The 22,126-nt window shown below is 39.6% G+C and carries 21 protein-coding genes; all 21 read left to right on the top strand.

The window, feature by feature from the left end; translation table 11 throughout:
* Nucleotide 1: 1 nt before the first annotated feature.
* Entirely contained in the window at nt 2-730 is a 729-nt protein-coding gene (locus HMPREF0519_RS07195) for a response regulator transcription factor (protein WP_004561717.1), read from the top strand.
* Nucleotides 717-2,105, top strand: a complete 1,389-nt coding sequence (locus HMPREF0519_RS07190) for a sensor histidine kinase (RefSeq protein ID WP_004561716.1) — start codon at nt 717-719, stop codon at nt 2,103-2,105. Before HMPREF0519_RS07195 ends, HMPREF0519_RS07190 begins: the two co-directional genes overlap by 14 nt.
* Before the next feature lie 251 nt (nt 2,106-2,356).
* Nucleotides 2,357-3,244: a phosphate ABC transporter substrate-binding protein PstS family protein gene (locus tag HMPREF0519_RS07185; RefSeq protein ID WP_003560971.1), complete on the top strand. Its 888-nt coding sequence runs from the start codon at nt 2,357-2,359 to the stop codon at nt 3,242-3,244.
* The gene (gene pstC, locus HMPREF0519_RS07180; RefSeq protein WP_004561713.1) at nt 3,244-4,173 is read left to right on the top strand and encodes a phosphate ABC transporter permease subunit PstC; all 930 of its coding nucleotides are present in this window, start codon (nt 3,244-3,246) and stop codon (nt 4,171-4,173) included. The genes HMPREF0519_RS07185 and pstC overlap by 1 nt, the downstream gene beginning before the upstream one ends.
* A complete protein-coding gene (pstA, locus tag HMPREF0519_RS07175; RefSeq protein WP_003560967.1) occupies nt 4,170-5,060 on the top strand; it encodes a phosphate ABC transporter permease PstA in 891 nt (296 codons plus the stop codon). The genes pstC and pstA overlap by 4 nt, the downstream gene beginning before the upstream one ends.
* 11 nt (nt 5,061-5,071) lie before the next feature.
* Entirely contained in the window at nt 5,072-5,878 is an 807-nt protein-coding gene (gene pstB / locus HMPREF0519_RS07170; RefSeq protein ID WP_003560965.1) for a phosphate ABC transporter ATP-binding protein PstB, read from the top strand.
* Nucleotides 5,879-5,889: 11 nt separating this feature from the next.
* A complete protein-coding gene (gene pstB / locus HMPREF0519_RS07165; RefSeq protein ID WP_003560964.1) occupies nt 5,890-6,648 on the top strand; it encodes a phosphate ABC transporter ATP-binding protein PstB in 759 nt (252 codons plus the stop codon).
* Between the two features lie 11 nt (nt 6,649-6,659).
* Nucleotides 6,660-7,316 carry a phosphate signaling complex protein PhoU gene (gene phoU, locus HMPREF0519_RS07160; protein WP_003560962.1) on the top strand — a complete coding sequence of 219 codons (657 nt, stop codon included), beginning with the start codon at nt 6,660-6,662 and terminating at the stop codon, nt 7,314-7,316.
* Between the two features lie 90 nt (nt 7,317-7,406).
* The gene (locus HMPREF0519_RS07155) at nt 7,407-7,730 is read left to right on the top strand and encodes a PspC domain-containing protein (protein WP_004561707.1); all 324 of its coding nucleotides are present in this window, start codon (nt 7,407-7,409) and stop codon (nt 7,728-7,730) included.
* Between the two features lie 2 nt (nt 7,731-7,732).
* Nucleotides 7,733-8,080, top strand: a complete 348-nt coding sequence (locus HMPREF0519_RS07150) for a phage holin family protein (RefSeq protein WP_004561705.1) — start codon at nt 7,733-7,735, stop codon at nt 8,078-8,080.
* Nucleotides 8,081-8,179: 99 nt separating this feature from the next.
* Entirely contained in the window at nt 8,180-9,205 is a 1,026-nt protein-coding gene (gene hprK / locus HMPREF0519_RS07145; protein WP_190870463.1) for an HPr(Ser) kinase/phosphatase, read from the top strand.
* 2 nt (nt 9,206-9,207) lie between these two features.
* On the top strand, nt 9,208-10,053 hold the full coding sequence (gene lgt, locus HMPREF0519_RS07140) for a prolipoprotein diacylglyceryl transferase (RefSeq protein ID WP_003560954.1): 846 nt from the start codon (nt 9,208-9,210) through the stop codon (nt 10,051-10,053).
* A 26-nt stretch (nt 10,054-10,079) separates the two neighbouring features.
* Nucleotides 10,080-11,096 (top strand): NAD(P)H-dependent glycerol-3-phosphate dehydrogenase, encoded by a 1,017-nt coding sequence (locus HMPREF0519_RS07135; protein ID WP_035462846.1) that lies wholly within the window; start codon nt 10,080-10,082, stop codon nt 11,094-11,096.
* Nucleotides 11,097-11,134: 38 nt separating this feature from the next.
* Complete coding sequence (galU, locus tag HMPREF0519_RS07130; protein WP_003554571.1) at nt 11,135-12,037, top strand: UTP--glucose-1-phosphate uridylyltransferase GalU; 903 nt, start codon at nt 11,135-11,137, stop codon at nt 12,035-12,037.
* A 77-nt stretch (nt 12,038-12,114) separates the two neighbouring features.
* Nucleotides 12,115-13,065 carry a thioredoxin-disulfide reductase gene (gene trxB, locus HMPREF0519_RS07125; RefSeq protein ID WP_004561704.1) on the top strand — a complete coding sequence of 317 codons (951 nt, stop codon included), beginning with the start codon at nt 12,115-12,117 and terminating at the stop codon, nt 13,063-13,065.
* Nucleotides 13,066-13,198: 133 nt separating this feature from the next.
* Entirely contained in the window at nt 13,199-13,846 is a 648-nt protein-coding gene (locus HMPREF0519_RS07120) for a YfbR-like 5'-deoxynucleotidase (RefSeq protein WP_003554567.1), read from the top strand.
* Between the two features lie 196 nt (nt 13,847-14,042).
* On the top strand, nt 14,043-16,046 hold the full coding sequence (gene uvrB, locus HMPREF0519_RS07115) for an excinuclease ABC subunit UvrB (RefSeq protein ID WP_003554563.1): 2,004 nt from the start codon (nt 14,043-14,045) through the stop codon (nt 16,044-16,046).
* Between the two features lie 12 nt (nt 16,047-16,058).
* A complete protein-coding gene (uvrA, locus tag HMPREF0519_RS07110; protein ID WP_133281500.1) occupies nt 16,059-18,941 on the top strand; it encodes an excinuclease ABC subunit UvrA in 2,883 nt (960 codons plus the stop codon).
* Between the two features lie 286 nt (nt 18,942-19,227).
* Nucleotides 19,228-20,115: an RNase adapter RapZ gene (gene rapZ, locus HMPREF0519_RS07105; protein WP_003554559.1), complete on the top strand. Its 888-nt coding sequence runs from the start codon at nt 19,228-19,230 to the stop codon at nt 20,113-20,115.
* Between the two features lies 1 nt (nt 20,116).
* Nucleotides 20,117-21,118 (top strand): gluconeogenesis morphogenetic factor MgfK, encoded by a 1,002-nt coding sequence (mgfK, locus tag HMPREF0519_RS07100; protein WP_004561702.1) that lies wholly within the window; start codon nt 20,117-20,119, stop codon nt 21,116-21,118.
* A 12-nt stretch (nt 21,119-21,130) separates the two neighbouring features.
* Complete coding sequence (whiA, locus tag HMPREF0519_RS07095) at nt 21,131-22,069, top strand: DNA-binding protein WhiA (RefSeq protein ID WP_004561701.1); 939 nt, start codon at nt 21,131-21,133, stop codon at nt 22,067-22,069.
* The last annotated feature ends 57 nt before the right edge of the window (nt 22,070-22,126 follow it).

The following is a 22,126-nucleotide window of genomic DNA, read 5'->3' as shown; positions in this document are numbered from 1 at the left end:
CTTGAAAAAAGTATTAGTAGTTGATGATGAACCGGCAATTGTAACTTTACTTGAATATAATTTGAAGCAAGCAAGTTTTGACGTTCAAAGCGCAACTAATGGTGCTGACGCGTTATCAATGATTGAAAATAATCATTATGACATTGTTTTACTTGATTTAATGTTACCAGAGATGAGTGGTGAAGAAGTTTTAAAACGAATTCGGATGGACAGAAACGATACGCCAGTCATTGTTTTAACTGCAAAAGATACTGAATTTGATAAGGTTTTTGGCTTGGAAATGGGAGCCGACGACTATGTACCAAAGCCATTCAGCCCTCGGGAGGTCATTGCCCGAATTAATGCTGTCTTGAGAAGATATGAAAAAAGCGAGCCTTCAAACCAACAGAATGCTGCACCAATTAAAAGTGGAGACATAGAAACAACTGGTCCGTTTACAATTGATCATAAGCAGTACAAAGTGAGTGTCAATGATCAAAATCTGAAATTAACACCAAAAGAATTCGAACTAATGCAATATCTTGTCGGTCACGAAAATCAAGTACTAAGTAGGGATCAATTGTTGCAAGGTGTTTGGGGATTTGATTATTCGGGTCAAAGCCGTATGGTAGATATTCAAATTGCACATCTTCGTGAAAAAATCGAATCGGATCCTAAACGTCCCAAGTATCTAAAAACTATTCGTGGGTTTGGTTATGAGTTCTCAACAGGAGGCGATGACGCTGAGTAAAGCGTATCGACAAATCCTAATTATTTTAGGGCTGAGTAGTGTTACTTTTTTAATGCTCTTTTTTGGGTTTGCTAGAGATAACCGTGACCTTATTTTTTTGGCATTTGTTTTTTCTTTTTGCTTAACAGTAGCAATTGTGACCGCGACATTGGATTTTCGAAAGAACGAGAAAATTCGCAAACAACTGGAATATATGACAAAAAGTATTGTTTCCCATCAACCTGTAGCACCGTTATTTATTCGTCCGGGTAATCCTTATAAACAAATTGCTGACCAGTTAACTGAACTTCAATCTCGTCAACAGGACGAAAGTAAAACGATTAAAAATAGTAATACGGAACTTGTCACAATTCTTTCAAGCTTACCTGTTGGAATTATGGTCATTGATTCCAGTCAAGACGTGATATTTGCAAATCATAAAATGGCCTCAATGCTTCAAAGGAGTATTATGAATCAGCCACATTCGTACTCACAGGATATTAGAAATTATCAGTTACTTTCACTCATTGAACGGGTTTTTGAAGATCATGAATCTCAACAGACTGAAATTAGAAGTGTCGGGGATCATTCTTCGACTTGGGACACGAGCGTTGTCTATAATCAGTTAGAAAATGATTACCATATCTCAGTGATTATGTATGATATTTCAGACATTATAAACGTTAAACAAATGCAGATTGATTTCTTGCGTAATGCCAGTCACGAATTAAAAACGCCAGTTACGGCTATTTCCGGTTTTGCGAAAACACTTTTGGGTGGTGCAATGGATGACCGAAAAACGTTGGTTGAGTTTTTAAAAATTATTGATCAACAAAGTACACAACTGACTTCATTGATTCAAGATGTTCTGACGATTTCACATATTCAGAACGGAACGCCACATCATTCACAGGCATTAGAGTTGAGGAAGTTTGTTGACACAAAATTGACAGGATATTCTTCAATGGCAAAGGTTCGTGATATCACGTTAGTTGATGAGGTACCACAAGATGCAGTTGTAAGTGTTGATTCGCAGATGTTGACCAGAATTTTACAAAATCTTGTTAGTAATGCAATTAAATATAACCGGTCTGGTGGAAGTGTGACTGTTAAATATTCTGCCAATGATAGCTTTTGGCAGCTTCAAGTGGTGGATACGGGAATCGGAATTGCGCAAAAAGATATTTCCAGATTGTTTGAACGGTTTTATCGGGCAGACGATTCCAGAACCAAGCAAAAGGTGAGCGGAACCGGTCTGGGCTTGGCAATTGTTAAAGAGTTAGTTGATTCTATCGGGGGCGTGATTCATGTGAAAAGTCAGCGTGGTGTCGGATCGACTTTTACAGTCGAATTCCCGATAAACGATGAGTCACAAACTGCGCAAGTCGATAAGTAATTTGACTATAACACATAAGCCTTTTTGTCCGTTTATCAAATCAAGTTAAAGATTATTTATAAAAAAGATTAGTTTTGGTAATTCATACATATGCCATAAACTAATCTTTTTCGATTATGACGGGCTTTGACAGACCTGCTTTTTTAGACAAGACACCCCGTGATTTATTTACAAAACTTTTACATTTCAAATATCAAATTTTTACATTGATTTAATACAATTAGTAGTGGAGATTTGAGGAGGAAATGCGGATGCAGAAACGAAGAATGATTAAATGGTTACTAGTGGCAGTGGTTATCCTTGCAGGTATTGGATCGTACACTACCCGAAGTAAGCAGGCAACTAACCAACAATCAATTACCGCGGTTGGATCAACAGCATTGCAGCCATTAGTAGAAGCTGCCAGTGAAGAATACTCGGCCGAACATAGTGGCATTTTTATTAATGTGCAAGGTGGCGGTTCTGGGACGGGATTGAGTCAAATTGAATCAGGCGCGGTCCAAATGGGTAATTCGGATTTATTTGCCCAGGAAAAAGCTGGTATTAATCCCCAAAAATTAGTTGATCATAAAATAGCCGTGGTTGGTGTGACGCCAATTGTTAATAAAAAGGTCGGTATCCATCGATTGACATCCAAGCAGTTGATTGCGATTTTTACAGGAAAAGTCAAAAATTGGCAGCAGGTTGGTGGGAAGAACCTGCCAATTACGCTTATTAACCGAACCCAGGGAAGCGGTACGCGGGTGACTTTTGAAGAATACGGTCTAAATGGCCGTGAAAGTGCGGTAGCCCAAGAGCAGGATTCATCCGGTACCGTTCGTCAAATCGTTTCGTCGACGCCTGGCGCGATTAGCTACGTGTCTTTCGGCTATGTAAACAAGGATGTTCAGCCAATTACGATTAACGGCATTAAACCGACTGAGCGAAATGTTATGGATAATGATTGGAAAATTTGGTCTTATGAACATATTTATACAAATGGCCAACCAACCGGTCTAACTAAGAAATTTCTTCATTACCTTCAGAACGATCATATTCAAAAAACACTGTTTAATAAGCTTGGCTATATTTCTGTAAAGGATATGCAGTATCAACGAACATGGCAGGGTAAGATTTCAAAGAGATCGGGGGTAGAATAATGCAAGATCAAAAGTTGGCAAAACAATTATTTAAAAAGTCCAAAACAGCACGTTATGAACACTTTGGCCGTTTTTTATGTTTCTGTGCACTTTTGTTAATTATGGTGATTGTCATTGGGATTATTTTGTTTATTGCAACAAAGGGTATGTCGACCTTTCTAAAAGATCATATCAGTATGAAGGATTTCTTTACTGGCACCTTATGGAACCCCGGAACAAAAACACCTGACGGTCACGCCGCAGTTGGCGCTTTACCAATGATTCTCGGCTCATTTCTAGTCACTATTTTGGCTGCTGTCATTTCAACACCATTTGCGATTGGAACGGCTGTTTATATGACTGAAATTTCGCCGAAGAGGGGCGCTAAAATTCTTCAGCCGGTTACTGAATTGCTGGTTGGTATTCCATCGGTTGTCTATGGATTTATCGGCTTGTCCGTGGTCGTTCCGTTTGTACGAAATGTGTTTGGTGGCAGTGGTTTCGGAATCCTTTCAGGAACGTTTGTCCTGTTTGTTATGATTTTACCGACCATCGTGTCTATGACTGTTGATTCCCTTAAATCGGTACCAACATACTATCGTCAGGCATCTTTAGCACTCGGAGCAACGAAGTGGCAGACAATTTGGAAAGTTGTCCTAAGAGCCGCAACACCAGGAATTTTGACTGCTGTTGTTTTTGGAATGGCCAGAGCGTTTGGCGAGGCTTTAGCAGTGCAAATGGTTATCGGAAATGCGTCGTTAATGCCACATAACCTGATTTCACCAGCTTCAACGTTGACTTCTGTTTTAACCGCAGGAATGGGAAATACGGTGATGGGGTCCATGCAGAATGACGCGCTTTGGTCGCTTGCTCTTGTATTGCTGGTGATGTCGTTGCTGTTTAATTTACTGGTACACTTTATTGGTCGGAAAGGAGCGTTTAGTAAATGAATCGAGTGCAGAAACAAAGTCAGGTTGCAATAATTATTCTAAAAGCAATTGCAGGTTTTGTGGTTTTGATCTTGGCATTTTTGATTGGATACATTTTTATCACAGGTTTGCCAAACGTTAGTTGGAAATTTTTAACATCTCCGGCCAAGGCATTTAGTTCCGGTGGGGGCATCGGTGTTCAATTGTTTAATTCTTTTTACTTGTTAATTTTGGCAATGTTGATTTCACTGCCGATCGCGTTGGGGGCTTCAATATATTTAAACGAGTATGCAAAAGATAATTGGTTTACATCAATGATTCGGACATCAATTGAGATTTTAAGTTCGTTACCATCCGTTGTTGTAGGATTGTTCGGGTTCCTATTATTTGTTGTTCATTATAATTTCGGGTTTTCGATTATTTCAGGTGCGTTAACACTCACCATTTTTAATCTACCTTTGCTTACCAGGAATATTGAAGAATCATTGGCAAGCGTTGCTGATGATCAGAGACAGGGTGGTTTGGGACTTGGACTATCAAAATACGAAACGATTATCCATATCGTTGTTCCTGCTGCCTTACCGGGGATTATTAGTGGGGTCATCCTTTGTTCTGGACGAGTCTTTGGCGAAGCCGCTGCTCTAATTTACACGGCTGGGCAGAGCGCACCCGCATTGAATTTTGGCGATTGGAATCCATTCAACATTGACAGTCCGTTAAGTCCTTTGCGTCCAGCTGAAACACTAGCCGTACACATTTGGAAAATTAATTCTGAAGGGATTATGCCTGACCTAACCCAGGTTTCATCCGGTTCTGCCGCGGTCTTGGTTTTGGCAATTTTAATTTTTAATCTTTCAGCACGTTATATTGGCCGAAAGGTATTCGAGAAAATGACTTCGATGAACTAGGAGAATTCAATATGCAATTTGATACAAACAATCATGAACGGTTTATCTATCACTTTGACCCCGAAGAAAATGATATTGACATGCAAACTAAGGATCTTGAAATCTACTATGGTAAGAATTTAGCAATGCATCACGCTGACATTCAGTTTAAAAAGAACACCATCACGGCTTTAATAGGTCCGTCAGGGTCGGGTAAATCCACCTTCTTACGTTCTTTAAACCGGATGAATGATGATGTTGCAACGGTTAAGGGAGAAATCCTGTATAAGGGTGTTAATATTAATCAACCCGGAATTGACGTCTACGAGGTTCGTCGTCGAATAGGAATGGTGTTTCAACGTCCTAATCCTTTTGCTAAATCAATTTATGATAATGTGACATTTGCCCTGCAAAGAAGAGGGATTCATGATAAAAAAGTATTGGACGAGGTCGTTGAAACAACTTTGAAGCAGGCTGCGGTTTGGGATCAGGTTAAAGACAGTCTTCATAAAAGTGCACAATCATTATCCGGTGGTCAAGCGCAGCGGGTATGTATCGCGCGGGCACTGGCTGTTAAACCGGATGTCTTACTTTTGGACGAGCCGGCAAGCGCACTTGATCCGGTGTCGACATCACAACTTGAACAGACACTCCGAGAATTAAAACCAAACTATACCATTATCATTGTGACCCATAACATGCAACAGGCTGCGCGTTTAAGTGATTACACGGTCTTCTTTAATTTGGGAGAGGCAATTGAGTATAACAAGACCAGGAAGATTTTTACCAGACCAAAAATTAAGTTAACCGATGATTATGTTTCTGGCAACTTTGGATAGGAGGCAATTTGATGTCTGAGCCAATTATTTCAGCAAATAATCTTGATTTGTTTTATGGTGATTTCCAAGCGCTGCACAATATTCATTTAGATTTTAATCCCAACCAGATTTCTGCACTAATTGGACCATCTGGATGTGGAAAGTCAACCTTTTTGCGATGCTTAAATCGAATGAACGATATGATAGATGGTGTCACAATTACAGGGACTGTTAAGTTTCATGAGCAAAACATTTATTCACCGCAAACAAATTTGGTTGATTTAAGAAAAGAAATTGGAATGGTTTTTCAACAACCAAACCCATTTCCATTCTCAGTTTATGATAATATTACTTATGGACTTAGAATTGCAGGTGTTAAGGATAAACAAAAACTTGACGAAATTGTTGAACGAAGTTTGAAACAGGCTGCAGTTTGGGATGAGGTTAAGGATCATTTGTATGATAATGCACTTTCATTTTCAGGAGGGCAGCAACAGCGAATCTGTATCGCCAGGGTTTTGGCAGTTTCACCGTCAGTTATTTTAATGGATGAGCCGACCAGTGCACTTGATCCGATTTCCAGTGCAAATATTGAAAATACGCTACTTGAACTAAAAAAGAACTATACAATTATAATCGTGACTCACAATCTTCAGCAAGCTTCCAGAATTTCTGATAAAACAGCATTCTTTATGGAAGGTCGAATCATTGAGTATGATGATACGACGAAAATATTTGTTAATCCTGATGAGAAGCAAACAGAGGATTATGTGAGTGGTCGATTTGGATAGGGGATGACCTAATGGGAAAGGTTTTTGACGAAGAAATAGTTACTTTAAAGGCAGATTTTATGAAACTTGGGGCATTGGTTGGAGAGGCTGTTGCTAATGCGGGGCAGGCTTTTATCGACCATGATACCCATAAAGCTGAAACAGTAATTACAAATGATCATGCGATTAACCATTTACAGATCCATATTGAAAAACGCTCTTTTGAAATGATTGCCCTTTATCAACCGGTCACGGGTGATTTGCGTGAAGTTGTCGGTATTTTAAAAGCAGTGACAGACTTGGAGCGGGCTGGGGATCATGCACGAAATATTGCGCGGTCAACGCTCAGTATTAAAGGTCAACCGCGAATTGCAACAGTTGAATCTATTATTGCGTCAATGTCTAAGGATGTAAGTGAACAATATGATGATTCTATCAGTTCTTACGGTGAGGCAGATCAAGATAAGGCAAAGGAAACTGCTAAGAGATACGATAAAGTTATCGAAAAACATTATAATGATATTGCCGCTCCAAGTTATCAGGCGATGGCAAAGGATTCTGAAATTGTTAACTCTGCGATTATCTACCTTAATGTTGCCAAGGATCTTTCGAGAGTGAGCGATTACAGTACCAACATTTGTGAATGGACAATTTATCTGGCAACCGGAAAAATTATCGAATTAAATTAAAAAAGCATATTTTTTTACGCGGCATACTTGATTGCGGCGTTTTTTTTGATACGCTTAATTTAAGAGTCAATTTATAATGGAGGCTTTTCGATGAGTGATAAAAAGAAGCTTTACCGATCGTCTGAGGATCGGTGGATAGCTGGTGTACTTGGTGGCATTTCCGCTTACTTTGATTGGAATTCAACATTGGTACGTATTCTATACATTATTTTGATGTTTACTCCAGGTGTTGGTCTGGTGGCAATTCTGGCTTATATTGTTATGATTGCGATTATTCCGGCTGAAAATGCGCCCGTATCATTTTTTAATCAGCTTAAATCAACTTACAAAAATCAGAATTCTTCTAAAAAATCACGAAAAGTGATTCACGGTGTTGAGGAAGAAGATATTAATCACGACAAGAAAAGAGGCTAACTGTGAGATTCCTATCAACTGTCTTAATTGATGCTTTATTGTTTATGGCAATTAGCGGTTTCTTTCCTAGCAGCTTATATGTTTCGAGCGTTGAAATTGCGGTCATTGCGGCATTGGTATTGGGGGTATTAAACTGGTTGGTTAAACCTATCATCATTATTTTGTCTTTACCAATTAATTTTTTAACGCTGGGGGTATTTGGCATTGTGATTAATGGATTGATGTTGGAACTAACCTCGAGGATTGTTGGAGCAGGCTTTCAGTTTTCCTCGTTTTGGACAGCGATGCTTATTGCTATTTTAATGTCGGTTGTGAGTGTTATTATCGCTAGTTATTTTGATAAATCGTAGCTGATTAACTAAAACATTTTGTTGTTTTCCTCATTCTCTTAAAGACGTGGCGTATATAAAAGTGATAAAATTATAGTGATTATTTGAGGAGGGATGTTCTTGACTGAAAGTGTTAGTGTAGCGGATTTAGTTGCCAATACCCGACTGGATGTATATTATGGTAAGGAATATTTGGAAAGTAAGTCAATTTCTACCAGTGATATATCCAGGCCTGGTCTGGAATTAACAGGTTTTTTTAACTATTATCCTGCAAACCGAATTCAACTACTTGGAATAACTGAAATTTCGTATTCTAAAGGAATGTCTCACAAAAACCTGTTAGACGTTATGAAAAAAATGTGTCAACCGCAAACGCCGGCTTTCGTTATTTCCACGCAGCTTGACCCACCGGAAGAATTGCTTGAGGCTGCTGAATTAGAGCATATTCCGGTGTTGGGATCGAAACTGACAACGTCACGGGTTTTAAGCAATATGACCAATTATCTGGAAGATAAATTGGCTGAAAGAAAATCCCTTCATGGTGTTTTAGTCGACGTCTATGGCTTGGGGATTTTAATTACCGGTGATAGTGGTATAGGCAAAAGTGAAACGGCCCTGGAACTTGTTAAACGTGGACATCGGTTGATTGCTGACGATAGGGTAGAAGTGTATCAGCAGGATGAGCAAACGCTGGTAGGAACGGCACCGGCTATTTTACGCCACCTTCTTGAAATTCGGGGAATTGGGATTATCGATGTTATGACGCTTTTTGGAACAGGTGCGGTCAGAAGCCAGACCAAGGTTGATTTAATTATTCATCTGGCAAATTACACAAAAGATGCAAAATTTGATCGACTTGGAAATGGCACACAAAATGTTCATATTTTTGATGTGAATGTGCCAAAAATTACTATTCCGGTTAAAACCGGTCGTAATTTGGCTATTATTATTGAAGCAGCTGCAATGAACTTTCGTGCGCAATCGATGGGTTATGACGCAACTGAAACCTTTGATCGTAATTTGAATAATTTAATTAAGGCTAATAGTGTCAGTGATGCAAAAGAAAAAGCCGAAGAAAAGAATGTTGAAGAGAAGAATAAGGATCTAATCGGGAAAACATCAAAAAAACCTGATTCGAAGAAATAGGAGTGCCCATATTGTTTAGTTTTAAAAGTTTGGCTTTAAACCCAATTGCTTTCCATTTAGGACCGATTGAAGTCCATTGGTATGGCATTATTATTGCCTGTGGTGTTATTTTAGCGGTCTACTTGGCTGTCAGGGAAGGTAAAAAACGTGGTATCAAGCCCGATGATATTTATGATATGATTTTGTGGGCATTACCGGCTGCTTTAATCTGTGCTCGGCTATACTACGTTATCTTTCAGTGGTCGTATTACAAAGATAATCCCGGAGAAATCATTCAAATTTGGGATGGCGGTATTGCCATTTATGGTTCCTTGATTGGTGCAATGATCGTGGTTATTTGGTTCTGCCGTCGACGTTTTATCCCTGTTTGGTTAATGCTTGACGTTGCTGCACCAACGGTTATTTTGGCTCAGTCAATTGGGCGTTGGGGAAACTTTATGAACCAAGAGGCATTTGGGAAAATAACCTCTTTAGCGTATCTTCAAGGTCTTCACCTGCCGCATTTCATTATTTCACAAATGTATATCAGCGGCGCATATCGACAACCGACATTTTTATATGAGTCGGTGTGGAGCTTTTTAGGATTTTTAGTGTTAATAACGCTACGGCATAACCCTCATTTATTTAAGCAGGGTGAAGTTTTCTTGGGTTATGTGATGTGGTATTCATTTGGACGGTTCTTTATCGAGGGAATGCGGACAGACAGTTTGATGTTGTTCAACTTACGGGTTTCACAAATACTGTCGATCTTCCTGTTCGTTGGCGCGATTATTCTAGCGATCTATCGACGTCGTGATCAGGTGAATCCATGGTACCTGGAAGGGAATACGCTGAATGTTGATTTTTAATTTACCAATAAAAAAGGAGAATAATGATGACTAAAGAAATTGCGGTTCTTGGAGCTGGATCATGGGGAAGCGTTTTGGCAAGTATCCTTGATGAAAATGGATCAAATGTAAAATTATGGTCATATAATAAGGAACAGGTTAAGGAGTTCAATGAATCCCATACCAATACCAAATACATTAAAAACTTTACTTTCTCTGATTCAATCAAAGCATACAATGATTTAGGCGAAGCGATTGAAGACGTTGACTATATTTTGTTTGTTGTGCCAACTCAGGTAACCAGATCGGTTGCCCACCAAGTGGCAGAAATCTTAAAGGAACGTCATCAATGGGTTAATATTATTCATGCTTCAAAGGGAATTGAAGAGAAAACATATCTGCGCCTTTCACAGGTGCTCGCACAGGAGATTGCCCCGGAAAATCGTCAATCGATTTCCGTTTTATCGGGTCCAAGTCAGGCTGAAGACGTTGTTACTAAGGACATTACACTAGTCACGGTTGCCAGCGATAATCAAAGGGCAGCAAAAGAGATTCAGGATTTATTTATGAATCATTATTTCCGGGTTTATACAAGTGATGATGTTATTGGTGTCGAAATCGGAGCTGCTCTTAAGAATATTATTGCGTTAGGTGCCGGTGCATTATATGGATTAGGGTATAAAGACAATGCAAAAGCGGCCTTGATGACCCGAGGATTAGCGGAAATTTCTCGACTGGGAACATCATTTGGCGCTAATCCGCTTACCTTTATCGGTTTATCAGGTGTTGGTGATATTATTGTAACCGCTACAAGTACAAATTCTCGAAATTGGCGTGCTGGTAATGAATTAGGCCGTGGTGAATCACTGGACCAGGTTATCAAAAACATGGGAATGGTGATTGAAGGCATTGCAACAACGCGGGCAGCGTATCAACTTTCCAAGAAACGCGGCGTTGAAATGCCGATTACAAGTGCCATTTACCACGTTTTATATGATGGTGCCGATATTAAAGAAACAATCAATCAATTAATGACGCGGGAAGGTCGTTCAGAAATAGAATAATTAAAAAGACTAATTTTTAGAAAGGTTGAGGTATATAAATGCAAAAGAAAGTAACCAAAGCTGTTATTCCGGCTGCTGGATTAGGAACTCGGTTTTTACCGGAAACCAAGGCTCTTCCAAAGGAAATGCTGCCAATTGTTGATACGCCGACAATTCAGTTTATTGTGGAAGAAGCAAAGAAATCCGGTATTAGAGATATTGTGATTGTGATTGGTAAGGGTAAACGATCAATTGAAGATCATTTCGATGCTAATCCTGAACTTGAGCAAAATCTTGAGGAACGTCATAAGACGGACATGCTAGAGAGCATTCGTAAAACGAATGATATGAACATCTATTTTATTCGCCAATCACATCCACGGGGGCTGGGAGATGCAATTTATACCGCTCGAAGTTTTATCAGCAACGAACCGTTTGTTGTAATGTTGGGCGATGATGTGATGGAAGATAAGGTGCCTTTAACCAAGCAGCTCATGGATAGCTATCAGGAAACCGGTGCATCGACTTTGGCTGTTAAACGGGTAGCCCATAAAGATATTTCAAAATATGGTGTTATTGATCCATCCGAAGAAGTGCAGCCAGGGTTGTTCAATGTTAAAAAGTTTGTTGAAAAGCCATCGCCGGAAAAGGCACCAAGTGATCTGGCAATTATTGGCCGATATCTATTAACTCCGGAAATTTTTGGTATTTTGGAAAATGCTAAACCTGATGCCAGTGGGGAAATCCAATTGACCTCGGCGATTGATACGCTAAACAAGACACAGCGGGTATTTGCACATGAATTTAAAGGTCGACGTTACGATACCGGTAATAAGTTAAGTTGGTTAAAGACTAACATTATTTTTGGTCTGCAGCATCCAGAGATTTCAAGTGGATTACGTACTTATTTGAAGGATCTTGGTAAACAATTAAGTGAAGAAGATATGAAACAGAAAAAGTAAAATCTTTCTACTGGACAGACTTACTTTTTCATAGTAAATTGATAGTTGTAATTCATTGAAAGACAAGGAGGATCCAAATGGCTAAAAATTATGATGTCGTTGTGATTGGTGCTGGGCCTGGTGGGATGACCGCCGCGCTTTATGCATCCCGAGCAAATTTATCAGTCGCAATGATTGACCGCGGCATTTATGGTGGTCAAATGAACAATACGGCGGCAATTGAAAACTATCCCGGCTTTAAATCAATCATGGGTCCGGATCTCGCTCAACAGATGTACGACAGTTCGGTTAATTTTGGTGCCGAATATGTTTATGGTTCAGTTGAATCTATTGAGGATAAAGGCAATGTCAAAATTGTCAAGACAGATAGTGAAGAGATTGAAGCAAAGGTTGTCATTATTGCGACCGGTTCAGAGTATAAGAAATTAGGCATTCCCGGTGAACATGAATACGGTGGTAAAGGTGTGTCATACTGCGCCGTGTGTGACGGTGCTTTTTTCAGGAATAAAAACGTCGTGGTCGTCGGTGGTGGAGATTCTGCCATTGAGGAAGCAACGTATCTAGCTGGCATTGTTAATCATGTAACGGTTATTCATCGTCGAGAACAACTTCGAGCACAGCAGGTGATCCAGGATCGAGCATTTGCAAACGATAAAATTGATTTTGTTTGGGATACTAATGTGACTGAAGTTCTTGGTGATGATAAAAAGGTCACCGCAGTTAAAACTGTCAATAATAAAACTAATGAAGAGTCTGAAATCAAAACTTCCGGTGTCTTTATTTATGTTGGTTTATTACCGATGACTGAACCGTTTGCTAACTTGGATATTACGGATGCTGATGGTTGGATTAAGACAAACGATCAGATGGCAACTTCGGTTCCGGGCATTTATGCGATTGGCGATGTTCGACAAAAGGATTTACGCCAAATTACAACGGCTGTTGGTGAAGGCGGTATTGCTGGCCAACAAGCCTTTAAATATGTAGAAGCACTTAGTTCAAAGGGACAAACAGAAGTATCGCATTAAGATTTCGTTTCATTTTGAATTCGTGTTTAAATGAGATATGATTTATATATGAACAGAAAGGAGGCCGGGATAATTTTCTCGACCTTCTTTGGTATAAAGAAAAATAAATGAACTGGATGGAGGCAATTGACTTATGGGAATGCATCAATATTTGGAAAGTTTAGCTGAATTGGAATTGATTAATCGGGCACCTGGATATTTTAAGTTTGAACAACACTCGGTGGCGGCCCACTCTTTTAAGGTAGCTGAGATTGCACAATTTCTTGGAGATGTTGAAGAAAATGCAGGTGAAACGGTCAATTGGCGTTTATTGTATGAAAAAGCATTGAATCATGATTATACCGAACGCTTTATTGGTGATATTAAGACACCCGTTAAGTATGCAACGCCAGTGCTTCGTTCAATGCTGGCAGATGTGGATGATAAGCTAACCGAAAACTTTATTCAAAATGAAATTCCATCTGAATTCCAAGATGCATACCGTCGTCGACTTTCAGAAGGTAAAGATGATACTTTAGAAGGCAGGGTTTTAGCGGTTGCCGATAAAGTGGATTTACTCTATGAGTCATTTGGTGAAATTCAAAAGGGGAATCCTGAAGAGGTTTATCCTGAAATGTATAAAGAAAGTTTATCAACGATGCTGCAGTATCGCGATATGCACTGTGTCCAATACGTTGTTTCAAAAGTCATTCCGGAGATGCTGGATGAAAATTTTACGACTCAAGAGAAATTGAGAAAATTAACCAGGCGGGTTCTAAAAAGTGAAAATTCCGGTAAATAATGGTTTGCGAAAGTATGTTCGTATGGTAAAATGTCTTATGAAGAAGTATCAATGTTGATTTGATTGAGCAAGTATCAAAGCAAGTTGTTGTATTTGTTTTTTGTACAGTTATCTCAAGGGCGGGCGTAACCTGAAATTGTCCGTGCCTTTTTTAATCTTTTTAAGTATTCCGAAGTTCAGTCAGGGGGAAATTTGATTGATCGAAAGAGAAAATAACCATAAATTTGATTTAGTATCTAGTTACCAACCAACGGGTGATCAACCACAAGCAATAAAAAAGTTAGTAAACGGTGTTGATGATGGAAAAAAAGCACAGATTTTACTTGGGGCAACTGGGACCGGTAAGACATTTACGATTTCAAATGTTATCGCACAGGTTAACAAGCCAACACTGGTTTTATCACATAATAAAACATTGGCCGGACAATTGTATGGTGAGTTCAAAGAATTTTTTCCACATAATGCGGTAGAATATTTTGTTAGTTATTATGATTATTATCAGCCAGAAGCCTACGTGCCTTCAAGTGATACGTATATTGAAAAAGATTCTTCGATTAATGATGAGATTGATCAATTACGACATTCAGCGACCAGTTCTCTTTTGGAACGTAATGATGTGATTGTTGTAGCCTCAGTTTCGTCAATCTTTGGTTTAGGAGATCCAACAGAGTATCGAAACCACGTTGTTTCACTAAGAGTTGGACAAAATATTGAAAGGGACCATCTATTGCGTCAATTGGTTGATATTCAATATGATCGAAACGATATCGATTTTCAACGTGGCCGTTTCAGGGTTCACGGAGACGTAGTTGAGGTTTTTCCGGCTTCTTGGGATGAGCATGCTTTTCGAATTGAGTTTTTTGGCGATGAGATTGATCGAATTCGAGAAGTCGATACTTTGACGGGTGAAGTCATTGGTGATCGGGAGCACATTGCGATTTTTCCGGCCACCCACTTTTTAACAAATGATGATGTTATGAAGTTGGCTCTTCCTGAAATTCAGCAGGAAATGGATAGTCAGGTTTCTAAATTCGAAAAAGAAGGAAAATTGTTAGAGGCTCAACGGCTTAAGCAAAGGACGACGTATGATATTGAGATGATGCGTGAGATGGGATATACCAGTGGTATTGAAAACTACTCTCGTTTTATGGATCGAAGAAAGCCGGGACAACCACCATTTACGCTTCTTGACTTTTTTCCCGATGATTACCTGCTTGTAGTTGACGAATCCCATCAAACAATGCCTCAAATCAGGGGTATGTATAATGGTGATAAGGCTCGAAAAGAGCAACTGGTCAAATATGGATTTCGATTACCGAGTGCACTTGATAATCGGCCGTTAAGATTGCCGGAATTTGAAAAGCGGGTTCACCAGGTCATTTATATGTCAGCAACGCCTGGCCCATATGAAATGGATCAAACCAAAGATGTTGTGCAACAAATTATTCGACCAACCGGTTTGCTTGATCCTACAATAGATGTCCGACCGATTATGGGTCAAATGGACGATTTGGTCGGTGAAATTAATAAACGCGTTGATAAACATGAACGGGTTTTTGTCACCACTTTGACTAAAAAAATGGCTGAAGATTTAACGGACTATTTAAAGGATTTGGGCATTAAAGTCAAATATCTTCATTCGGATATTAAAACTCTCGAGAGAACTCAAATTATTCGCGACCTGAGACTCGGCAAATTCGATGTTTTAGTCGGTATCAATTTGTTGCGTGAAGGGATTGATGTTCCGGAAGTTTCCCTTGTGGCGATTTTGGATGCGGATAAAGAAGGATTTCTGAGAAATGAACGATCTTTGATTCAAACGATTGGCCGAGCCTCTCGAAATGAACATGGTGCCGTTATTATGTATGCGGATTCTGTCACAGACTCAATGAAGGCGGCTATTGATGAAACTGCGCGTCGTCGGGCAATTCAGATTAAATATAATAAAGAGCATGGCATTACACCGAAAACCATTATCAAACCGGTTCGTGATGCTATCTCGATTACTAAATCCAGTAGTGATGCGGGTAAAAAAGATGACTTTGTCGAAAGTGACTTTGAACAAATGAGTACCAAAGATCAAAAGAATATGTTGGCCCGTTTGACGGATGAAATGCGTGAAGCCGCTAAAAAGCTTGATTTTGAACAAGCGGCAACGCTACGTGACACGATTATGGAATTAAAGGCGCAGATCAGCTAAAGGAGAAAAAATTTGGTGAATGATAAGATTATAATTCGAGGTGCGCGTGCACATAATTTACAGAACGTTAACGTGACGATTCCTAAGAATAAACTGGTTGTGATGACCGGCTTATCCGGGTCAGGAAAAAGTTCGTTGGCATTTGACACATTATATGCGGAAGGGCAGCGTCGATATGTAGAAAGTTTGTCTTCTTACGCCCGTCAATTCCTTGGCCAGATGGATAAACCCGATGTCGATTCGATTGAGGGGTTGAGCCCGGCAATTTCAATTGATCAAAAGACAACTTCGAAGAATCCAAGGTCAACAGTCGGAACGGTTACTGAAATCAATGATTACTTTCGACTCCTTTGGGCCAGAGTTGGGATACCGATTTGTCCTAATGATGGGACAGTGATCACCAGTCAGTCTGTTGACCAGATGATTGCCCAAATTATGCAGCTTCCGGAACGGACAAAGATGCAGATTTTTTCACCAATTGTGCGCGGACGAAAAGGCCAGCATAAAAAGGTATTTGAAAAAATCAAACGTGAAGGATTTGTTCGAGTTCAGGTTGATGGAGACACACTCGATGTGGATGATTCCATTGAATTGGACAAAAATAAAAAGCATGATATTAACATTGTTATCGATCGAATTGTCATTAAAGATGGTATTAATAATCGGTTATCCGATTCTCTGGAAGCTGCCCTTAGATTAAGTGGTGGATATGCAATTGCAGACTTTTTAGGCGAACGGGATCAGATGATTTTTTCTGAACATTATTCCTGTCCAATTTGTGGGTTTACTGTTGGAGAACTCGAGCCGCGTTTGTTTTCGTTTAATTCGCCCATTGGTGCTTGCCCGGATTGTGACGGTCTCGGAATGAAACTAGAGGTTGATCCGGATTTGGTTGTCCCTGATAAGACAAAAACGTTGAACGAAGGTGCGCTTGCCCCTTGGAGTCCGACTGGGTCCAAATGGTATCCGAATATGTTAGCACAAGCGTGCAAGGCTGAGGGTGTTGACATGGATACACCATTTAACAAGTTATCAAAGAAACAGCGCGATTTTGTCCTTTATGGATCTAAGACAAAGTCATTTCACTTTACTTTGGAAAGTGACTTTGGTGGTATTCGAGATGTTGACGGTCCCTTTGAAGGTGTTATCAATAATGTTGATCGCCGTTATCACAATACCAGCAGTGATTTTACCAGAAATAATTTGAGCGGTTATATGACGGAACTGACTTGTCAGACTTGTCATGGTTATCGGTTAAATCGCAAGGCACTAGCTGTTAAAGTTGATGGCAAAAATATTGCTGAAATTTCTGCATTGGATGTATCTGCGGAACTCAATTTTTTCGAAAGCCTAAAATTTGGCCCGCAAGATACGATGATTGCAAAACCGATTATCAAAGAGATTGTTGATCGGCTGACCTTTCTAAGAAATGTTGGTCTGGATTATTTAACTCTGTCAAGATCAGCTAGGACTCTTTCCGGAGGTGAAGCACAGCGAATTCGGCTTGCTACCCAGATTGGCTCCAACCTATCCGGCGTCCTCTATATTTTGGATGAACCATCGATTGGCCTTCATCAGCGCGATAATGATCGACTAATTGCGTCACTTAAAAAGATGCGTGATTTGGGAAATACATTGATTGTTGTCGAACATGATGAAGATACAATGCGTGCAGCTGATTACATTGTTGATATTGGACCGGGTGCCGGTCGTGATGGTGGGAAAGTCATGGCTGTTGGAACACCGGATCAAATTGCTGCTGCTCCTCAATCAATTACCGGTCAATACTTGGCTGGAAAACGATTTATTCCTGTTCCTGAAAAAAGGCGGACTGGCAATGGCAAAAAAGTCCGTGTAACCGGAGCTGCTCAAAATAATTTGAAAGATATTACGGTTGATTTTCCGCTTGGTGAATTGATTGTTGTAACCGGAGTTTCCGGTTCTGGAAAATCAACATTGGTTAACGATATTCTCAAAAAGGCGTTAGCTCAGAAGCTAAACCATAATTCGGAACGTCCCGGAAAATATAAATCCATATCGGGTTATAAGAATATTGAAAAGATCGTTAATATCGATCAAACACCTATTGGCCGAACACCTAGGAGTAATCCGGCAACATATACCGGTGTCTTCGATGATATTCGTGATTTATTTGCCAACACAAATGATGCGAAACTACGTGGCTTTAAAAAGGGCCGTTTTAGTTTTAACGTCAAGGGTGGTCGGTGTGAAACCTGCCATGGAGATGGCATCTTAAAAATTGAAATGAACTTTTTGCCAGACGTTTATGTGCCATGTGAAGTTTGTCATGGAAAGCGATATAATGCTGAAACACTTGAAGTAGAATACAAGGGTAAGAATATTTCCGATGTTCTTGATATGACAGTTGAAGAAGCACTCGATTTCTTTAGTGCCATTCCAAAGATTACGCGTAAACTTCAGACAATTAAAGATGTTGGTTTGGGCTATGTATCACTTGGACAGCCGGCGACGACACTTTCTGGTGGTGAAGCGCAACGAATGAAACTGGCTTCTGAATTATATAAAAAAGCCAGCGGGAAAAATTTTTATATTCTAGATGAGCCGACCACCGGTCTTCATAGTGAGGATATTCGTAAATTACTCGGTGTCCTGCAAAAGCTGGTTGATAATGGTAATACGGTACTCATCATTGAACATAACCTTGATGTGGTTAAAAATGCCGATCATTTGATTGATCTTGGTCCAGAAGGCGGTGATGGTGGCGGCCAAATTGTGGCGACCGGCACACCAGAACAGGTTGCTGAAGTCACAAAAAGTTATACCGGACAATATCTTAAACCTGTTTTGGAACGGGATAAGGCGTTGACGGAACGAGCGAAACAAAAGTTGGCTGCTAAAGCAGCAAACCATTAATGATGTCATATGAGTGATTATTTTGAATAGAGAGTGGGACAAAAGGCGGTTAACTTCCAATTACACGGCTGGAAGTTGCCTTTTTTCGTACGTCTTTGCTCAGTAATAGTCATGATAAAATTAAAAGGGACTGAACAATCTTTTTGTCAGCTCCTTTTTTGTTTGAATGCTGTAGTCAAAGCGTTTAGATAGGCTGGGATGGTCATGCAAAAATTTAATGCTTAAAATGATACGCCCGGTATGTTATACTCAAATGAGTTTGTTATACGAAAGGACATCATTCAACATGGCTATGAATAATCAATTCGTCATTATTACTGGAATGAGTGGTGCTGGTAAAACAGTTGCAATGCAAAGCTTTGAAGATTTAGGATATTTTTGCGTTGATAATATGCCACCGACACTTTTGCCGAAGTTTAAAGAGTTAGTAAGGATGGAGCGGGATATTAATAAAATCGCGCTTGTAATCGATTTGCGTTCACAAGTTTTTTATGATGAAATTATCGGAATGTTTGATGATCTCAAAAAGAATGACGATGTCGATATTATTTTTCTTGATTCTTCGGATACCAAGCTGGTTTCACGATATAAAGAAACTCGAAGGGCACATCCACTTGCCAGAAATGGTCGGGTGATTGATGGCATTCAAAAAGAGCGTGAACTACTTGAGAATGTTAAAAAGGCTGCTGATTTGGTCGTTGATACCACAAATATGTCACCTAGACGATTGCGTGAAGAGGTTTTTCATAATTTTGAATCTACTGATACAACCCACACTTTCCATGTTGAAGTGATGTCATTTGGATTTAAGTATGGGCTGCCACTGGATGCTGACATTGTCATGGACGTTCGGTTTCTGCCAAATCCATATTATGATCCTAAGATGCGGTTTAAAACCGGACTGGACAAGTCTGTCTTTGATTATGTTATGCATTCTGAAGGCGCAAAGGCATTTTATGATAAACTACTTGATATCCTTAATTTCACATTGCCTGGATATGAGAAAGAAGGCAAAGCGAGTTTAACAATTGCCATTGGCTGTACTGGCGGTCAACACCGCTCAGTTGCCATTGCCCAACGACTAAGTAAAGATTTACAAAAACAATATCCACAGTATCCGGTTAATATTACGCATCGAGACATTGACCGCCATAAAGGGAAGGGGGAAAACTAAGATGATTGACGCATTGCACACGCACCGACCAAGAATTGTCGTGATCGGTGGGGGTACCGGCCTTCCGGTTATCTTAAAAAATTTAAAAAACCGGCATGTTGACATCACAGCAATTGTAACTGTTGCTGATGATGGTGGATCATCCGGAATCCTAAGAAATTATATTAACGTTGTGCCACCTGGAGATATTCGAAATGTAATGGTGGCACTTTCTGATTTACCCCAGCTGGAATTGGATTTGTTCCAATACCGTTTTAAGAGCAGTGATCAGTTCTTTGCCGGTCATGCGATTGGAAATCTTATTATTGCTGCGTTGTCTGAAAAGCGTGGTGGCATTTTTGATGCCGTTCAGATTCTTAGTAGGATGATGAAAGTTGACGGGCATATTTTCCCTGCTGCAAATGAGCCGCTTGAATTAAATGCAGAATTTAGTGATGGTAGTCATATGAGTGGTGAATCAGAGATTACTGCGGCCGGTAAATTAATTAGGCGGGTTTGGGTTGAAACCAATGATGACTCCCACAAACCTGAAGCGGTTGATGAAGTGGTAGATGCAATCATGAATGCAGATCAGATTGTATTAGGGACGGGAAGTCTATTTACAAGTATTTTGCCTAATTTGATGATTGAAAATGTTGGAAATGCCTTAAAGAGGACAACTGCTGATATTGTTTATATTTGCAATATTATGACGCAAAAAGGTGAAACCGAGAATTTTACGGAAGCCGATCATGTTCGGGTACTTAATCAACATCTCGGAAAGAATTTCATCAACACCGTTTTAGTTAATATGAAAGAAGTTCCTTCTGAATACATCGATTACAAAAAATGGAATGAAGTTTCCCAACCTGTTAAACATGATTTTGCAGGTTTGCGGGCAATGGGATGTCGGGTTATTTCCGCTGACTTCTTGGAGCTTAAGGACCATGGTGCCTTTCATAATGGCCAAGAAGTTGCCGAGGAGTTACTGAATTTAATTGGTCGATCGACTGACGAAGAGTAAGGAGTTGTTCCAATGTCATACGCAAGCGAAGTTAAAAAGGAACTAACATCTTTAACAGTTCACAGAGATAATGCCAAAGCAGAATTAATGGCGCTGATTCGAATCAACGGATCCCTGTCAATTTCCAATCATCATTTTGTTTTAAATGTTTCATCGGAAAATCCAGCAATTGCAAGAAGAATGTATCAATTGCTTTCTAAGTTTTACGGTATTACCAGCGAATTGAGTGTTCGTCGAAAGATGAAGTTGAAGAAAAATAATTTGTATATTCTACGTGTTGAAAATAAAGCGACTGAAGTCTTAAATGACCTGGGAATCTTTGATGGTATTCAAATTGTTGAACGGGTGCCGCAAAAATTATTAACTAACGATGCACAGATTCGTTCATATTTACGAGGAGCCTTTTTAGCTAGTGGTTCAGTTAATAATCCGGAAACGTCACGATACCATTTGGAAATCTATTCTTTGTATGAAAGCCACAATGAAATGATCGCGGAAATGATGAATAAGTATCATTTAAAAGCCAGGTCAACACAGCGGCGAAGTGGATACATTACTTATTTGAAAGAGGCCGAGAAGATTGCGGATTTTCTTCAATTAATCGGAGCAACCAGTTCAATGTTAAAATTTGAAGATATTCGAATTGTTCGTGACATGCGGAACTCGGTAAACAGATTGGTTAACTGCGAAAACGCAAATTTAAATAAGGTAGCTAATGCTGCCAGCAAACAAATCGAAAATATTAAATTAATTGATGATGTTATGGGAATTAACAAATTAGCACCTAAGTTGGCTCAAGTTGCCAGGGCGCGTTTGAAGCACCCAGAAGTAAGTTTGAAAGAGCTTGGAGAATTAGTTGAAGGTGGGCCAATCTCAAAATCAGGTGTTAATCATCGATTAAGAAAGATTAATGAATTTGCCACCAAGCTAGCTGAAGACCAGATTGCGTAGTCAAGACGGTTTCTTTTGATTTTAAATTTTTGAGAATGGGCATTTTTTGATAAAAGC

Origin of the sequence: Lentilactobacillus hilgardii DSM 20176 = ATCC 8290 (genome assembly GCF_000159315.1) — a bacterium.
Lineage (GTDB): Bacteria > Bacillota > Bacilli > Lactobacillales > Lactobacillaceae > Lentilactobacillus > Lentilactobacillus hilgardii.
Note: the sequence above shows the minus strand (reverse complement) of the source record. Positions and strands in the feature narration are given on the sequence as shown.